Genomic DNA, 14,490 nt, shown 5'->3' with positions numbered 1-14,490 from the left:
TCGTCTAGGGGGCCAGGTTCCCCGGGTCGACGAAGGTGTAGCCGAGGCCCCGGATGCCGCTCACGATCTGCGAGAGCGGGCCGGTCCCGTGGTAGGGGTGGTAGAAGGTGCTGGCGAAGCCGTCGCGCACCGCCAGGTTGTACTGGGCGGCCCTGATGATGTCGGCGGGCGTCCGCAGCGGATTGTTGTTCTGGGCTTCGGGCTCGTAGTTCCCGAGGTTCTCGGGCAGCACGGTGGCGCCGCCGATGTCACGGACGGGGTAGGGAAAGAACTGCCCGATGTAGCGGCGCCCGTCGACGGAACCGCCGGTGAGCTGGCCCGAGAAGTACAGGCTGCGCTCCAGGCGGGCGGCGTAGTGCTGCCGGACGGCGCCGTAGTCGACGGCGGAGGCCGCGTAGTGCGGGGTCGTCCAGATCGTGGGGGTGGGCAGCCCGGCCGGGGCGTAGGCGGCCTTGCCCGTGCCGATCCTCGACGAGGCCCAGGTGGCGGAGTCCTCCGGGACCGGGCCGTCGAGGACGACGGAGTCCTTCGCGTCGATGTGCGCGCGGAAGAACTCGAAGTCGTCGCCCGTCGTCCCGCTGTAGGGGTTCTGGACGTTGCGGTACTGGTGGGTGTAGCCGTGCGCCACGATCCGGCCGCCGTTGGCGACCATGTACTTCAGTGCGTTGAGGACCTGCGGCCTCTGCGCGAGCGTGATGGTCTCCGGGACGCCGTCGTTGTTGGCGCCACGGGGGTCGGTGTAGACGGGGATCACCTGGAACGCGTAGGGGATGCGCTGCGCGGCCAGGTACTGGGCGACGGCCGTCAGCTGGGCCGGGTCGCTCGCCGGGCTGATGTCCTCCAGCCGCAGGACGGCGCGGTGCCGGATGGCCGTGCCCGGCGCGAGGGCGTCGAACAGCAGGTCGTGCCAGGCGATGATCCGGTCGGTCTCCTTGACGTAGGCGTACGGGATCTCGCCGAGGTAGGTCAGGTTCGCGGACCTGATCGCCCAGGGGAAGGACGTCGCCGGGGTGGTGCTGGTGTCCTGCGCGGTGGCGAGGCTCGTCACCGCCGACGGGTTGGTAATGCGGGGGCGCAGGACGCCGCCGTCGGACCCGGCGGGGACGGTGCGGGTCAGGGGCTGGTTCCTGTAGTCGACCCTGGTCACGCCCCCGACGGGGTCGAAGAACGACTGGGTCGGGTCCCAGCCGTACTTGGCGGTGAACGCGGGCACTCCGATCTTGCCGGCCAGCGTCCAGATGTTGTTGTTCACCCAGACCACGGGCCTCGCCGTCGCGGCGACGTCGGCGTAGAAGGCGTTCGGGACGGCGTCGGGGACGGAGCCGCCGTAGTAGGTCGAGCCGATGTAGATGGTGGCCGTGTGCTGCTCGACCTCCCCGGCGGTGTACTGCGAGACGGGCTTGGCCTTGACCGTGCCGAAGTGGCCGGCGAGGTTCGCGGTGGCCATCCCGTACAGCTCGCCGAGGAACCCGTACGGGCCGGTCGAGTCGTAGAGCACGAGGGCCGAGGACGCCGCGGCGGCGGCCCGCGGCGCCGCGGCCGTCGCGGGCGCGAGCTCGACGCCCTTGAGCGGTGTGGTCGCCGGTGGCGCCTGCCGCCTGCGCCGGTCGGCCGCCGCCTGGGCCTTGGCCCATTCGGCCATCTTCAGCGCGGGCGCCGGCCCGAAGGTGGGTTCGCCCCCGTGATGCCCCTTGGGCCCGGTGTGGCCCGGTAGGACCGGCAGGGCCGCGGTCCCGGTCGCCGCCCCCGCGGGGGCGGCCGCGACGGGCGCGACCGGCAGCGTCACCGCCGCCAGCAGGGCCGCCGCTTTTCGGCTGAGCCATTTCATGGTCATGGAAGTTCCCTCCACGTCCCTTTACGAAGAGTAAGAGCACCGCACACCGAGCGGAATGGCGCACCGCCTCGGGCGTGGCGCGATCCGGCCGATCCGCGGCCCTTCATCTTCTCGACTTTGACAAGACTTTACTTCGGGGTACCGTTTCCGATGAACACTTACGGAGTCCCGGTCTGAACACCACCGGGGGTGCCGCGTCGACCGTGGGTAACGCTACGAAAACGCGGGACTTCCGTTAGTCGTCATGCGAGAAAACGGGGGTACACGGGGTGTACATAAAGTCTTCGATCGGCGTGATGCTGATCTTCTCCGGGATCGTGGCCACACCTGGGGAGACTCCTGCCATGCAGGTGGCGCGGGTCTTTCTGCAGATCACCGGAATCGGCTTCGGTTTTTACTGCCTGACCGCTTTCGGACTTCTTCTCGCCGGTGTGAGGATGCGGGCGACGGCGGGCGCGCGGCGGCCGCATGCCAGGGAGTGGCCATGATCGGCCAGCTCGCGGTGGCCGGAAGCCTGGCCATCATCGTGCTCGCGGTCGTCTACAACAGCGGAATGTTCGTCCTGTCGCGGCGGCGGATCCCGCATCCGGGCGAGGCGCGGAAGGAGCGGACCTATGTTTTCATGCTTGCATGCCTGAACGAGGAGAAGGTGATCGGTGAGAGCCTCGCGCGCCTCACCGGACTACGGCTGGACGACTTCGTCGTCCTGGTCATCGATGACGCATCCGATGACGGCACTGCACAGTCCGTCACCACGGCGGCCGAAGCCGCACCCGGCAGAATCCACCTCTACCGGCGACGGTTTCCGGATGCCCGGAAAGGAAAAGGCGCGGCGCTCAACGCCGGGCTGAATTGGTTGAGCGAATCTGATCTCCTGGAAGGCAGGGATCCACACGACGTCATCATTTGCGTGGTCGATGCCGATGGGCGACTGGACCATCACGCACCGGAACAGGTCGATCCTTTCTTCAATGACCCCGGAGTCGGCGCCGTGCAGGTGGGCGTACGCATGTACAACCGCCACAGCCGCCTTCTCGCCCGGTTGCAGGACATGGAGTTCGTCGTCTACGGCGAGATCTTCCAGGCCGGACGCCGCCATCTCGGCAGCGTCGGGATGGGCGGCAACGGCCAGTTCATGCGGCTCGCCGCGCTGCGGTCGCTGCCCGGCCGCCCCTGGAGCGACTCCCTCACCGAGGACCTCGACCTCGGCGTCCGCCTCATCGCGGCCGGGTGGACCAACGCCTACTGCGGAACGGCGGCCGTCCACCAGCAGGCCGTCCTCACCCTCGGGCGGCTGCTCAGGCAGCGGTCCCGCTGGTTCCAGGGCCATATCCAGGCGTCGCGGCTGGCGCCGCTGATCCTGCGCGGGATCGCGCCGCGGCCGGCGGCGGACCTGCTGTACCACCTGTCGAGCCCGGCCCTGCTCCTGCTCACCTCACTGCTGCCGATCGCCTTCGTCCTCATGCTCGGCGACACCGCCGTCGCCTCGGGCAGGGCCGGGCACAGCCTCGTCTCCCTGTGGTGGCTGCCCTGGTTCTACGGGATGACGTTCGGCCCCGCGGCCGCCTACGCGTTCGTCTACCGCAGGCGCGAGCCGGTGAGCCGCTCCTACTCGCTTCTGCTCGGTCACCTCTATGTGATCTACGGCTACATCTGGTTCGTCTCCGGCTGGTGGGCCCTCGGACGGGTCGTCACCGGCAAGCACGGCTGGCTCAAGACCGCACGAACCTAGGCGAGCCCCCGCCTGGCGCCTGTCCGGCGCGATGGCCGGCCTCACCCGCTACCGGCCTCCCGCGTCATCCGAACACGTCTGCGAGGAGCAGAAAGATGACAGTCCTTCCCCTGCACCGCCCTGCCGGGAACCGGCCGGGGAACATCGCGGGTGACCCTCCGATCCGGGCCATGGTCGTGCTCGGCACCCGGCCCGAGGCGATCAAGCTGGCCCCCGTCGTCCGCGCGATGGACGCCTCGCCGCTCTGCGAGCCGTTCGTGGTGAGCAGCGGCCAGCACCGGGAGATGCTCACCCCGATGCTGGCCGCCCTCGGCGTCCAGGCCCACGCCGACCTCGCCGTCATGCGGGACCGCCAGCGGCTGTCCGGGCTCACCGGGCGGCTCGTCACCGCGCTCGACGCGGCGATCCGCGACGAGCGTCCCGATGTGGTGGTCGTCCAGGGCGACACCACCACCGCGATGTGCGGCGCGCTCGCCGCGTCCTACGAGCAGATCCCCGTCGCGCACGTCGAGGCCGGGCTGCGCACCGGCAACCTCTACAACCCGTTCCCCGAGGAGCTCAACCGCCGCCTGATCGGCCGCATCGCCCGCTGGCACTTCGCGCCGACCGAGCGGGCCGCCGCGCACCTGCGCGCCGAGGGCATCCCCGAGCCGCAGATCGTCACGACCGGCAACACGGTCATCGACAACCTCCACTGGATGCTCCGGCAGGGCCGGGGCGAGCCGGCGTTCCGCACCACCGGGAAGCGGATCCTCGTGACCCTGCACCGCCGCGAGAACCAGGGCGGCGGGATGCGCGGGCTCGCGGGCGCCGTCCGCCGCCTGGCCGACCGCGGCGACTGCGAGGTGCTCTTACCTCTCCACAAGAGCCCCGCGGTGCGCGAGTCGCTGCTCCCCGATCTGGCCGGCCATCCCGGCGTCACGATCTGCGAGCCCCTCGGCTATCCGGACTTCACCGCGACGCTCGCCGCCTGCGACCTGGTCCTCACCGACTCGGGCGGCGTCCAGGAGGAGGCGCCCAGCCTGGGCAAGCCGGTGCTGGTGCTGCGCGCCACCACCGAACGGCCCGAGGCGATCGACGCGGGCGTGGCCCGGCTCGTCGGGACCGACCCGGACGAGGTCTTCGCCACCGCGTCCCGGCTGCTGGACGACGAGGCGGAGCGCGACCGGATGGCCCGCGCCGTCAACCCCTTCGGCGACGGCCGGGCGGCGGACCGGATCATCAGCGCGATGGTCGGCGACTGCCTCCGGCCCGACGCCGTGTACTCCGCCGCGCTGGACTGAACCGCACCCCTATGACGCAGACGCCTCCGCCCCGGCCGGACCCGTCGCCGCCCGGCGGCCGCCCGGCACTCGCCCTGGCCGCACTGGTCACCGCCGCGGCCGTGGCCGCCGTGCCCGGCTGCGGCGGGGACGGGTTCGACCGGTGGCGTGACGGCACCGACCATGGCCCGTGGCGGTCGGTGTTCGACGGCCACGGCGTCAACGGCTCACGCGACGACGTCATCTCCCTGCGGCCGAGGAAGGCGACCAAGCCCGCGGAGACGCATGCGGGCCTGGTCGTCTCCCGGGCCCGGTACGGGAGCATGGAGTTCCGCGTGCGCGCCCGTACCGTCGCCCAGCTGCGGGGCGGGGTCCCGAATCCGTGGGAGGCCGCCTGGGTCGCCTGGGCCTACTCCAGTGAGAGCCGCTTCTACTATCTCGCCCTGAAGCCCACTGGCTGGGAGCTGGGCAAACGCGACCCCGCCTATCCCGGCGGGCAGCGCTTCCTCGCCACCGGCCGGCCCGCCTTCGCGGTCGGCCGGTGGTACGAGGTCGGCGTCTCCCACCGCGGCGCCGCCATGACCGTCCGGGTGGACGGCCGGGAGCTGACGACGTTCACCGACACCGAACGCCCGTACACCGAGGGGGCCGTGGGTCTCTACACCGAGGACGCCGAAGTCGAGTTCCGCGACATCTCCGTCCGTCCCGGTCCCTGACCCCGACGGGAGCGGTACGGGGCCGGGACCGGGGGGAAGGACCCACGACCCCGGCCCCGGCCCCGCGTACCGGATGCGCCTCCGCTACCGGATGGCCGGTGCGGGGGCGGCGAGGACCTCGTTCTCGTCGGCGTGGTCGGGTCCCGGCTTCGGGTGGAGCAGGCCGCGGCCCCAGAAGCGGTCGACCGCCGCGCGCTCGTCGGCGTTGGGGTAGGGGTTGTCGCACCGTCCGCCCGCCATCACCTTGTCGCAGTTCCCGATGTCCGGCGGGTGCTCCAGGCTGAGGATGTGGCCGAATTCGTGCACGATCACGCGCAGCGGCGCGGCACCGGACGACTTGATCTGGTTCCGGTAGAAGTAGATCTGGCCGCGGGTGCAGCCGACGCAACTGGCCGTCCCGGGAGCCGACCCGTTCTGGGCGGTGGTCACCGTGATGCCGGCCTGCCCCTTGACCAGGCGGACGTTCGTGACCCGGGTGTTCCAGATCTCGGCCGCCTCGTCGACCTGCGCGGTGAGCTCGGCCGCCTGGCTCGCGTCGTAGTAGATGGTGGTCTGCGCCGGGGCCCGCTGGGGGGCCGCGGCGGCGCCGGTCGCGCCGGCCAGGACCAGCGCGGCGACGCCGCCCAGCACTGCCGCGACGAATCTGGTGGGGAACATCTCCGGCTCCTTTCCCGATGGATGTGATACCGGCTGGTGCCCCCGCGTTATGGCTGTTTTCACGGCGCCGACCTGAGAGAGAGTAGCCGTATAAAGCGTTCCGGCGACATGACGAATGCATATAATATTCTTTGATAGGCATTTCTTGCCGTGGCCGCGGACGCATACTTGGCTCATGGAGCTGGAGGTCCGCCATCTCAGGATGATCGACGCGATCAGCGTGGACGGCAGCCTGACCAGGGCGGCGGCCCGGCTCGGCGCCTCGCAGCCGGCGCTGACGACCCAGCTGCGCAGGATCGAGGAGGCCGTCGGCGGCGCGCTGTTCCACCGCACCCCGCAGGGGATGGCGCCGACGCCGCTGGGCGAGGCGGTGCTGGAGCACGCGCGGACCGTCCTCGCGGGCATGGACGACCTGGCCCGGGCGATGCGCGGCCTGCGTGACCGGCCCGAGCTGCGCGTCGGCCTCCTGCCCACCGTGCTGGCCTCGTTCCTCGGCGAGGCGGCCTCCGCCGCGGTGCCGGACCGCCCGGTGGACCTGACCGTGGTGGAGAGCCGCGCCGAGGCGATCAACGCCCTGGTCGCCGACGAGCTCGACCTGGTGTCGCACGTCGACTATCCCGGACGCGAGTGCTTCGTCCCCGAGGGCGTCGAGCTGATCGAGATCGGACGGGAGCCGGTGTTCGTGACCGTGCCACCCGAGATCGATCATCAGGGTGTCGTTGAATTGTCCCGGCTCGTGGAATTCACCTGGCTGATGGACCGGTTCGACGGCGGGGAATTCGTGGGGCATCTCCGGGACGTCTGCGCGTCCGCGGGCCTGCGGACACCGCTGATCCGCACCTCCGCCCTCATCAGCGCGGCGCAGACGGTGCGGCGCGGCGACCCCGTCGTGACGGTCGTGCAGGCGCTGGCCGGCCCCGGTGGCATGCCGGGCGCGGCGGCGGAGGTACGCGGCTCGCCGCTGCGGCTGCGGCACGTGCTGCTGTCGTCGTCCCTCTCCCGCGCCCAGGCCGAGCGCATCTCCGCCGAACTGGTCCTGGCCTACCGGCGGGCGGTGCCGGGCCGCTGCCGGGTGCCCGGCTGGTTCGACCGCCACGACGGCTGGCTGGGCTCGGCGTCATCGTGAGGGCGTCGTCCGCCACTCTGGATGCGCCTCCAGCCACTTCCGGTAGAGCGGGGCCCGCTCGACGCGTTCGTGCTGGGCGGCCACCAGCCGGTCGCGCAGCCGGATCACATCGGCCGGGCGCAGCGGGCCGTCCGCCCGCCAGAACAGGCTCGTCCGCACCGCCAGCGGCGTGCCCGCGAGCGTCAGGAACGCGATGCCCTCCCTCGACCGGGCGCCGGGCATGACGGGCAGCACCACCCGGCCCATCCCGACCAGCCCGAACGCCGCGGCGAAGTCGACCGTGCGCACCCGGGCCCGCACTCCGGCGCCGGTGAGCACGTCCAGCAGGTAGGCGCGGCGCCGGTCCCGGGCCGGCGTCACCGCCCAGTCGATCCCCGCGAGGTCGGCGAGGTCCACCTCGCCGCGTCCGCCCAGCGGGCCGTCGGCGGCGACCGCCACGAACATCGGCTCGTGCGCCACCACCGTCCGCCGGACGCCCGGCAGGTCGGGGTGCTCGTGGCCGCGGAAGTCCGTCGCGAGGACGGCGTGGGCGCGGCCGTCGGCGACGAGGTCCACCGGCGCCGCGGACTCCGGTGCCGCGTGCACGTCCACCGCCGCCCCCAGCGCCTCCTCCGCGAGGACGACGAGGTGGGGCTGGAGCGTGCTGGGGGTGCAGCTCAGATGCAGCGCCGACCCGGCCGCCTTCAGCTGCGCCAGGGAGTCGAGCACCCCGCGCGCGTGCGCGGCGACCACCTCCCCCAGCGGCGTGGGCGAGGCGCCGTGCGCCCCCCGCCGGAACAGCGCGCCCCCCGCGACCCGCTCGGCCCGGCGGAGGGTCTCCGACACCGCGGGCTGCGTGACGCCCAGCTGGGCGGCCGCACCCGTCAGGGTGCCGGTGTCCACCAGCGCGAGCACCACCCGGAGGTGACGGAATTCCAGTTCCATGCGCAGAGCCTAGGTGCGCTCATCAGGCCGCCGACGGATGACGGCCTGCCAATGCCCGGCGGCGCGGGCTACGTCCAGAGCTCCAGGGCCTTCTTGCCGAGCGACTGGCGGCCCGCGGTATTGGCGTGGCAGCCGTCGGCGGCGACCTCGGTGTTCTTGAGGAGGAACGACCCGGAGTAGGCGGCCTTCTGCGTCGTGTCCGCGGCCGCGCGCCGGGCGAGGTCGTCGGTCAGCTTGGGGCCGTCGGCGCCCGCGAGGGAGCACGTGTGGCCGGTCTCGTAGAACGGCTGGCCCGTGATGTGGATCGTCGCGTCGGGAGCGGCGTGGGCGCGGGCGTTGGCGATGAGCCGCTTCACCTCGTCGTAGGTCGCGCCGTCGCGGGCGAAGACGCAGATCTGCACCCACACGGCCGTCGGCTTCCCGAACTTGGCCGCCTGCTGGTCGAACTTCTGCCAGGCGGGCGAGTTCGGGTCCGTCCACGCCTGGACGACGAGGCCGCCCGTCCCGTAGGGGCCCCACATGCGCGTTCCGCCGGCCGCGACGTATCCCTGCGCGACGTTCTCCGCCATGGAGCAGCCGATGAAGCCCATCGTGCCCGCGGTGGCGGCGGGACGGGGCGCCGCCGCGGCACCGGTCGCCGAGCCGAGGGCCAGAGCGGCGGCGGTCAGGGCGGCGGTCAGGGCGGCGGAGCGGGCGGTCGCGCGGCGGCGGACCGGCGACGATGCGCCCGGCCGGCGAACGGAGGAGCTGATCACAACCGGTTCCCTTCTCTGTCCTTGCCCCCGGCCAACGCCCGATGACGCTAGGAACCCCGGCGGGCCGCCGTCAATCGTCTTCGGGGCCCTCTCCATCACACGGCCCGTTCGATATCGCCCGATGACGCGTCCACAGATCCTGACCTGGCGGAGGACGGCCTCGCGGAGTCCCGGCCGTGCCGGAGGCTGAAAATCCGGCGGTGCCCGTACCCCGGCCACCCGTCTAGCAGGGATGTTCTCTATCATTTGAGTATGGTCACTAGGGAATACGTGCCGCCGTTCGCCCCCCCTCTCCTCGACCGGTCCCGTCCTGCCGTGCCGCCGCCGCTGGGAGGCGAGGGCCACTGGGCCGGCGCGCCGAGCGCGTGCGTCGTGGACGGGGTGACCTATCTGGCCTACCGGCTGCGCCGCCCGCTGGGCGAGGGGCGCGGCCACGACGTCGTCATCGCCGCGTCCCATGACGGGGAGCGCTTCGAGCCGGTCGTGTCGATCGGGAAGGACCGGTTGGACGCCGAGTCCCTGGAGCGGCCCGCGCTCGTCCGCACCGACGAGGGCCGGTGGCGCCTGTACCTCAGCTGCGCGACGCACCGCACCAAGCACTGGCGGATCGAGACCCTGGAGGCGGCCACGCTCGAAGGGCTCGCGGACGCGGAGCCCAGCGTCGTGCTGCCGGGGAGCCCGAGCGTCGGCGTGAAGGACCCGGTGATCCTCCGGGAGGGCGGCAAGTGGCACCTGTGGGCGTCCTGCCATCCGCTCGCCGACCCCGCCGAGGCCGACCGGATGGTCACCGACTACGCCACCAGCCCCGACGGCCTCGACTGGACGTGGCACGGCACCGCGCTCGGCGGGCGCCCCGGTCACTGGGACGCCCGCGGCGTCAGGGTCGCGGCCGTCGTCCCCCACCGCGGCCACGTCTTCGCCTACTACGACGGCCGCGCCACCGCCGCGGAGAACTACGAGGAGCGGACCGGCCTCGCGGTCGGGACGGGATTCGGCGTGCTGGCGGCGCTGGGCACCTCCCCCGTGGCGGAGTCGCCGCACCGCGGCCGGGGGCTGCGCTACCTGTGCGCCGTCCCCGTCCCGGGCCGGGGCTGGCGGCTGTACTACGAGGCGGCGCGGGCGGACGGGGCCCACGACATCCGGACGGAGTTCCACCCGTCCGAGGAGGTCGCCTGACCGCTCATCCGGACCGGGGCCGGCCGTTGCGGGCCTGACGCTGCCCCGCGGGCCGCGCGCCCACCATGCCGCCGGACGACGGCCGAGGCTCCAGCCAGTCGCCGAACGGCTCGCCGGTGACCTCCTCCAGCAGCCCGACGTCCGAGGCGAAGTAGGGGATGAGCGCCGCGCGCTGTTCCCAGGTGAGCGGGCGCCGGGGCCGCCCGTTCCCCTGGAGCGCGCGTTCCAGCGGCGCCGTCACACGGGTGGCGAGGTCGCCCGGCAGCAGCGTGCCCGCGGTCACGCCGAGACGCAGCGTCCGGGCGAGGATCCGGTGGCGGGCATTGAGGTCCGGGTGCGCGGTGACGTTCTCCCGGGGCAGTTCGGTGAGGACGCCCGTCTCGACGCCGAGGAACGAGCAGATGCGGTCGAGGGCCTCCGCCGGGCGTTCCAGCAGGTCCCGGTAGCGGAACACCAGGACCTGCTCGCGCGGGAACAGGGTGAGAAGGTGCTGGAGCTGCTCGCCGTAACGGCCGAGCCGGACGTAGTGCCAGAACGCCGCCCAGCCGTCCTCGATGCGGCGTTCCTCGGCCGCGCACGCCCGGACCACGTCGCTGATCGGCTCCAGCCCGGCCGACCAGAGGTGCGTCCAGTTCGAGTGGGCCCGCTCCACCGGATCCCGCAGGATCGTGATGAGGCGGACCTCGGGGATCAGCGCGCGGATGCGCCGTTGCGACGCCAGGTCGTACAGGTAGAACGGGGTCGACTCGCCGCGGAGCGTTCCGGGCGGCGCCTCGTCGAACAGCGCCTCGTAGTCGGCACGGCGCCAGACGTGCTCGCGGTAGGTCTGGGCGTCGCCGGGGCCGCCGCGGGTCGGCGGCGGCCCGTCGGTGAGGAAGAACTTGGGCTCCTTCACCGGTGACATGTACAGCGACGGATGGCCGGCGAGCGCCGCGTGCAACGCGGTGGTGCCGGCCTTGGGGGCACCGCAGACCAGGAAATCCGGCAGTCCCATCTGAGCTCCACACAGTCCGGTACTAAGTAGATTAAATCTACCGAATATGTATGAAACCAGAGCGTACCAGGACGCGCCGGGCCCCGGCGTCCAGGGCGGGACAGCGCGGGGTCCCCGGGGACGGCGTCCATGGACGGCGTCCGGGGACGGCGTCCGGGGACGGCGTCGGCCCGGTCCCGCCGCGTCCCGCCGCGCCGTGGGGACGGCGATCGCCGATCTGGTCAGCGCACCGGACCCGGCACGCACATCGAAACAGCGGAGGATATTGATCGGACGCACAATCCCGTCGCGGGCGGTGAAAGTTGCACCTTCCGGTGCCCGGATATTGACGGGCACCCGCGGCCTTGAAACGCTGAACCCGCGCGAACACCGTCCGGCGGAGCCGCGAGGATCGGACGTGAGTGGAATGTCCCCAGCGCCGTCCAATGATCGGCTGCGCGCCCTGCTCGCCGAGGCGGAATGGACCGGCGGGCGACTGGCCCAGGCCGTCAACGCGGTCGGGGCCGAGGCCGGCCTGGGGCTGCGGTACGGCCGGGCGTCGGTCACCCAGTGGATGTCGGGCACGCGGCCCCGCGATCCGGGCCCGGCCCTGATCGCCGAGGCGCTGTCCCGGCGTCTGGGCAGGTCATTGGGCATCGTCGACACCGGGTTCGAAGGCGCGGAGGACGCGTACTGGAGCATGGACCTGCCCGCCCAGCTCACCGAGCTCGCCGCGGCCGCGGGCACCGACCGGCAGGCCGCGCGGCGCGTCTGCGTCTACCGGCTGGCCGACTGCCGGGTCCCGGGATGGCAGGAGATCCGGGACGGCCGAATTCACCGCGGCGGGCCCTCCCCGGAAAGCGGCGGGCCGGAAATGGAATTGGCTCACACGATGGTGCGCCTATTCTCCGAGGTCGACCGGAGTCATGGCGGCGGGGTTCTGCGCGCTCCGGCATCGGCGTTCCTGTCACATGTCGGCGGCCCCTGGTGCCGCACGCCCCCCGGCGACTCCCGGCGCGCCGAATTCCTTGGCGTGTGCAGCCGTCTCGCGCACGTGTGCGGCTTCATGAGTTTCGACGACCAGGCCCACGGCCCGGCCCAGCGCTTCTACCGGGCGTCGCTGCGCACCGCGGCGGAGGCCGGCCACCGTGAGGAGTACGCCTGGGCGCTGCGGGCGATGAGCGTCCAGGCACATGACCTCGGGCACTTCCGGCAGGCCCTGGAGCTGATCGAGACGGCGGCGTCCCCGCGCCTGACCGTCCTGACCCGGGCCTCGCTGGCGGGCCAGGCGGCGGTGGCCCTCGCCTCGACCGGTTCCCGGCGGCGGGCCCTCGCCGAACTCCTGCGGGCGGAGGAGCTCCTCGGCCGCGCCCCCGAGACCCCGGCGCGTCCGGTGGGCTCCTACCATCCGGCCGAGCTGTCCTTCCAGAGGGCGCTGGTCCACAGCCACCTGAACGATCGCCGGGCGGCCCTGACGGCGCTGCGGGAATCACTGGCCCGCTGGCCGCCCGCCGAACGGCGGTCCCGCGCCATCACCCTCGCCCGCATCGCCGAGTTCGAGCTGGAGCAGGGGCTCCTGGAGGAGGCCGTGGCGACCGCGCACCGCTTCCTGGACGACTACTCCTACATCCGGAGCGCGCGGATCCGCAGGTTCCTCGCCGGCCTGCGCGCCCGGCTCCGCCCCTACGGCAACAGCCGCGCGGCGGGAGCGCTCCTCCACCGGGCCGTCCGGGTGGCCGACGCCTCGACGGCGTTCTCCGCGCCCTGACGCCGGGACCGTCCCGGCCCCTCACCCCGGCCCCCCGGCCGTCAAGATCACCGGAAGTTTGAACCGGTTCCCCCGCCCGCCGACGATTAGGCGTACGAGGGCGGGTGAACCTACTTCCCGCACAAGGGAGCCCGGACGGACGCCTGACGGCACCACCGACACCGGAGGAATCCATGCGCATCGCCATCGCCGGAGCCGGGATCGCCGGGCTCGGCACCGCCTGGCTGCTGGACCCCGTCCACGACGTGGTCGTCTTCGAGTCCCAGCCGCGGGTCGGCGGCCGCGTCCTGACCGTCACCACGTCCGCCGGACAGGCGGTGGACGTCGGCGCGCAGCACGTCGCACCGGGGGCCTTCCCCCTGTACGGCCGCCTCTTGGAGGAGCTGGGCCTGGCGCCCGAGGCGGTCGTCGAAGTGCCCCTGTCGGTCACGGTTCTGCGGGGCGCGGGCTCCGCGCCGGCACTGGTCTCCCCCCACGGCGGGGAGGCCGGGCGGGGACGGTCGACGATCCTCGGGGACGGGTGGGCGGCGGTGCGCCTGATGGTCGACCGGGCCACGGAGTGGCGGGCACGGGACACCTCGTGGGAGGTGCCGCTCAGCGACCTGGTGGAGCCGCTCCCGGTGGCCCGCGACGTCAAGGACACGCTGCTGTACCCGTTGCCGGCCGCCATCTTCGGATGCGACACCACGCGGGTGAGGGAGATGTCCGCGCGGGCCGCGACGGACCTGCTGGCCGCCGTCCCGCCCGCGAGCCCGGACGAGGCGCCCGTGTGGCACGGCCTGCGCGCGGGACTGGGCGGGGTCCCCGGCGCGCTCGCCGACGGGCTGGTGAGGGGGCGCGTCCGCACGGGCGCGGGGGTCAGGCTCCTGCGCCGGTCCGGTGACGAGATCGAGGTCACCGACTCCACGGGGAGCCTGCACCTGGTGGACCGGGTCGTCCTGGCCACCCACCCGGACGAGGCGGCCCGGCTCATCGCGCCGCTGCCCGGGACCGGCGGCCTCGTCGGCGCGCTGAACGAGTTCGGCTACACGGAGGTGCTCGTCGCCGCGCACACCGACCCGGCCTACATGCCCGCCGAACGGCGGCACTGGTCGACCAGCACCGTCACCGTGCACGGCGGGTGGGCGGAGAGCAGCACGTGGTGCGGGACGGACGGCGCCGACGTGTTCAAGAGCTGGATCACCCACCGCGAGGAGGCGCCCCGGAAGCCGCTGGCCCTGGCGTCGTTCCGGCAGCTGTGCCTGACCCCGCCGGCCGTCCGCGCGCGGACGCGGGTGGCCGCCGCCCAGGGCCGGGGCGGGATCCACTTCGCCGGCCACTACCTCCACCGCGTCGACAGCCAGGAGTCGGCCCTCGCCAGCGCCGTCGACGTCGCGCGGCGGCTCGCGCCGGACGGGCCGCGGCTCAGGAGGCTGCTCGGGCGGCGGCCCGCCGCCGGGTGAGCGGCGCGGCCGGTGGCAGGAAAGACGCGCTCTTTGGCCGTAGCGCTACTGGCTCGGCGTCCTCTCGCAATGGCATTCTCTCTTTCGAGTGCGACCGGAAAGCCAGGTGGCGGTGCCTGGCGTTT

At 72.9% G+C, this 14,490-nt stretch carries 13 protein-coding genes; 8 read left to right on the top strand and 5 right to left on the bottom strand.

Features of this window, described 5'->3' with window-relative positions:
• Window positions 1-4: 4 nt before the first annotated feature.
• Complete coding sequence (locus tag AGRA3207_RS25040; RefSeq protein ID WP_231329451.1) at window positions 5-1,834, bottom strand: DUF2334 domain-containing protein; 1,830 nt, start codon at window positions 1,832-1,834, stop codon at window positions 5-7.
• Window positions 1,835-2,130: 296 nt separating this feature from the next.
• Between AGRA3207_RS25040 and AGRA3207_RS25035 the strand changes: the two genes are divergently transcribed.
• From AGRA3207_RS25035 to AGRA3207_RS25020, 4 genes are all read left to right on the top strand, one after another.
• Entirely contained in the window at window positions 2,131-2,322 is a 192-nt protein-coding gene (locus AGRA3207_RS25035) for a hypothetical protein (RefSeq protein WP_231329450.1), read from the top strand.
• Window positions 2,319-3,566, top strand: a complete 1,248-nt coding sequence (locus AGRA3207_RS25030; RefSeq protein ID WP_231329449.1) for a glycosyltransferase family 2 protein — start codon at window positions 2,319-2,321, stop codon at window positions 3,564-3,566. Before AGRA3207_RS25035 ends, AGRA3207_RS25030 begins: the two co-directional genes overlap by 4 nt.
• Before the next feature lie 95 nt (window positions 3,567-3,661).
• Window positions 3,662-4,849, top strand: a complete 1,188-nt coding sequence (gene wecB / locus AGRA3207_RS25025) for a non-hydrolyzing UDP-N-acetylglucosamine 2-epimerase (RefSeq protein WP_231329448.1) — start codon at window positions 3,662-3,664, stop codon at window positions 4,847-4,849.
• A gap of 11 nt (window positions 4,850-4,860) precedes the next feature.
• Window positions 4,861-5,544: a 3-keto-alpha-glucoside-1,2-lyase-like domain-containing protein gene (locus AGRA3207_RS25020; protein ID WP_231329447.1), complete on the top strand. Its 684-nt coding sequence runs from the start codon at window positions 4,861-4,863 to the stop codon at window positions 5,542-5,544.
• Window positions 5,545-5,628: 84 nt separating this feature from the next.
• Here AGRA3207_RS25020 and AGRA3207_RS25015 read toward each other — a convergent pair whose 3' ends face one another.
• Window positions 5,629-6,201, bottom strand: a complete 573-nt coding sequence (locus tag AGRA3207_RS25015; protein WP_231329446.1) for a snapalysin family zinc-dependent metalloprotease — start codon at window positions 6,199-6,201, stop codon at window positions 5,629-5,631.
• Between the two features lie 175 nt (window positions 6,202-6,376).
• On the opposite strand from AGRA3207_RS25015, the gene AGRA3207_RS25010 reads away from it, so the two are divergent.
• The gene (locus AGRA3207_RS25010) at window positions 6,377-7,327 is read left to right on the top strand and encodes a LysR family transcriptional regulator (protein ID WP_231329445.1); all 951 of its coding nucleotides are present in this window, start codon (window positions 6,377-6,379) and stop codon (window positions 7,325-7,327) included.
• On the opposite strand, the gene AGRA3207_RS25005 is transcribed toward AGRA3207_RS25010, so the two are convergent.
• Window positions 7,319-8,251, bottom strand: coding sequence for a LysR family transcriptional regulator (locus AGRA3207_RS25005; RefSeq protein WP_231329444.1), 933 nt, complete (start codon window positions 8,249-8,251; stop codon window positions 7,319-7,321). The genes AGRA3207_RS25010 and AGRA3207_RS25005 overlap by 9 nt on opposite strands.
• A 68-nt stretch (window positions 8,252-8,319) precedes the next feature.
• Window positions 8,320-9,006, bottom strand: a complete 687-nt coding sequence (locus AGRA3207_RS25000) for a hypothetical protein (protein ID WP_231329443.1) — start codon at window positions 9,004-9,006, stop codon at window positions 8,320-8,322.
• Window positions 9,007-9,258: 252 nt separating this feature from the next.
• On the opposite strand from AGRA3207_RS25000, the gene AGRA3207_RS24995 reads away from it, so the two are divergent.
• Entirely contained in the window at window positions 9,259-10,182 is a 924-nt protein-coding gene (locus tag AGRA3207_RS24995; protein WP_231329442.1) for a glycoside hydrolase family protein, read from the top strand.
• Between the two features lie 4 nt (window positions 10,183-10,186).
• On the opposite strand, the gene AGRA3207_RS24990 is transcribed toward AGRA3207_RS24995, so the two are convergent.
• Window positions 10,187-11,176: a sulfotransferase family protein gene (locus AGRA3207_RS24990; protein WP_231329441.1), complete on the bottom strand. Its 990-nt coding sequence runs from the start codon at window positions 11,174-11,176 to the stop codon at window positions 10,187-10,189.
• 397 nt (window positions 11,177-11,573) lie between these two features.
• Between AGRA3207_RS24990 and AGRA3207_RS24985 the strand changes: the two genes are divergently transcribed.
• Together AGRA3207_RS24985 and AGRA3207_RS24980 are read left to right on the top strand one after the other, a co-directional pair.
• On the top strand, window positions 11,574-12,923 hold the full coding sequence (locus AGRA3207_RS24985; protein WP_231329440.1) for an NsdA family TPR-like regulatory protein: 1,350 nt from the start codon (window positions 11,574-11,576) through the stop codon (window positions 12,921-12,923).
• A gap of 173 nt (window positions 12,924-13,096) precedes the next feature.
• Window positions 13,097-14,365 (top strand): FAD-dependent oxidoreductase, encoded by a 1,269-nt coding sequence (locus AGRA3207_RS24980; protein WP_231329439.1) that lies wholly within the window; start codon window positions 13,097-13,099, stop codon window positions 14,363-14,365.
• Window positions 14,366-14,490: the final 125 nt, after the last annotated feature.

The sequence above is a fragment of the Actinomadura graeca genome (assembly GCF_019175365.1).
Classification (GTDB): domain Bacteria; phylum Actinomycetota; class Actinomycetes; order Streptosporangiales; family Streptosporangiaceae; genus Spirillospora; species Spirillospora graeca.
This window is presented reverse-complemented; position numbering and strand designations above follow the sequence as displayed.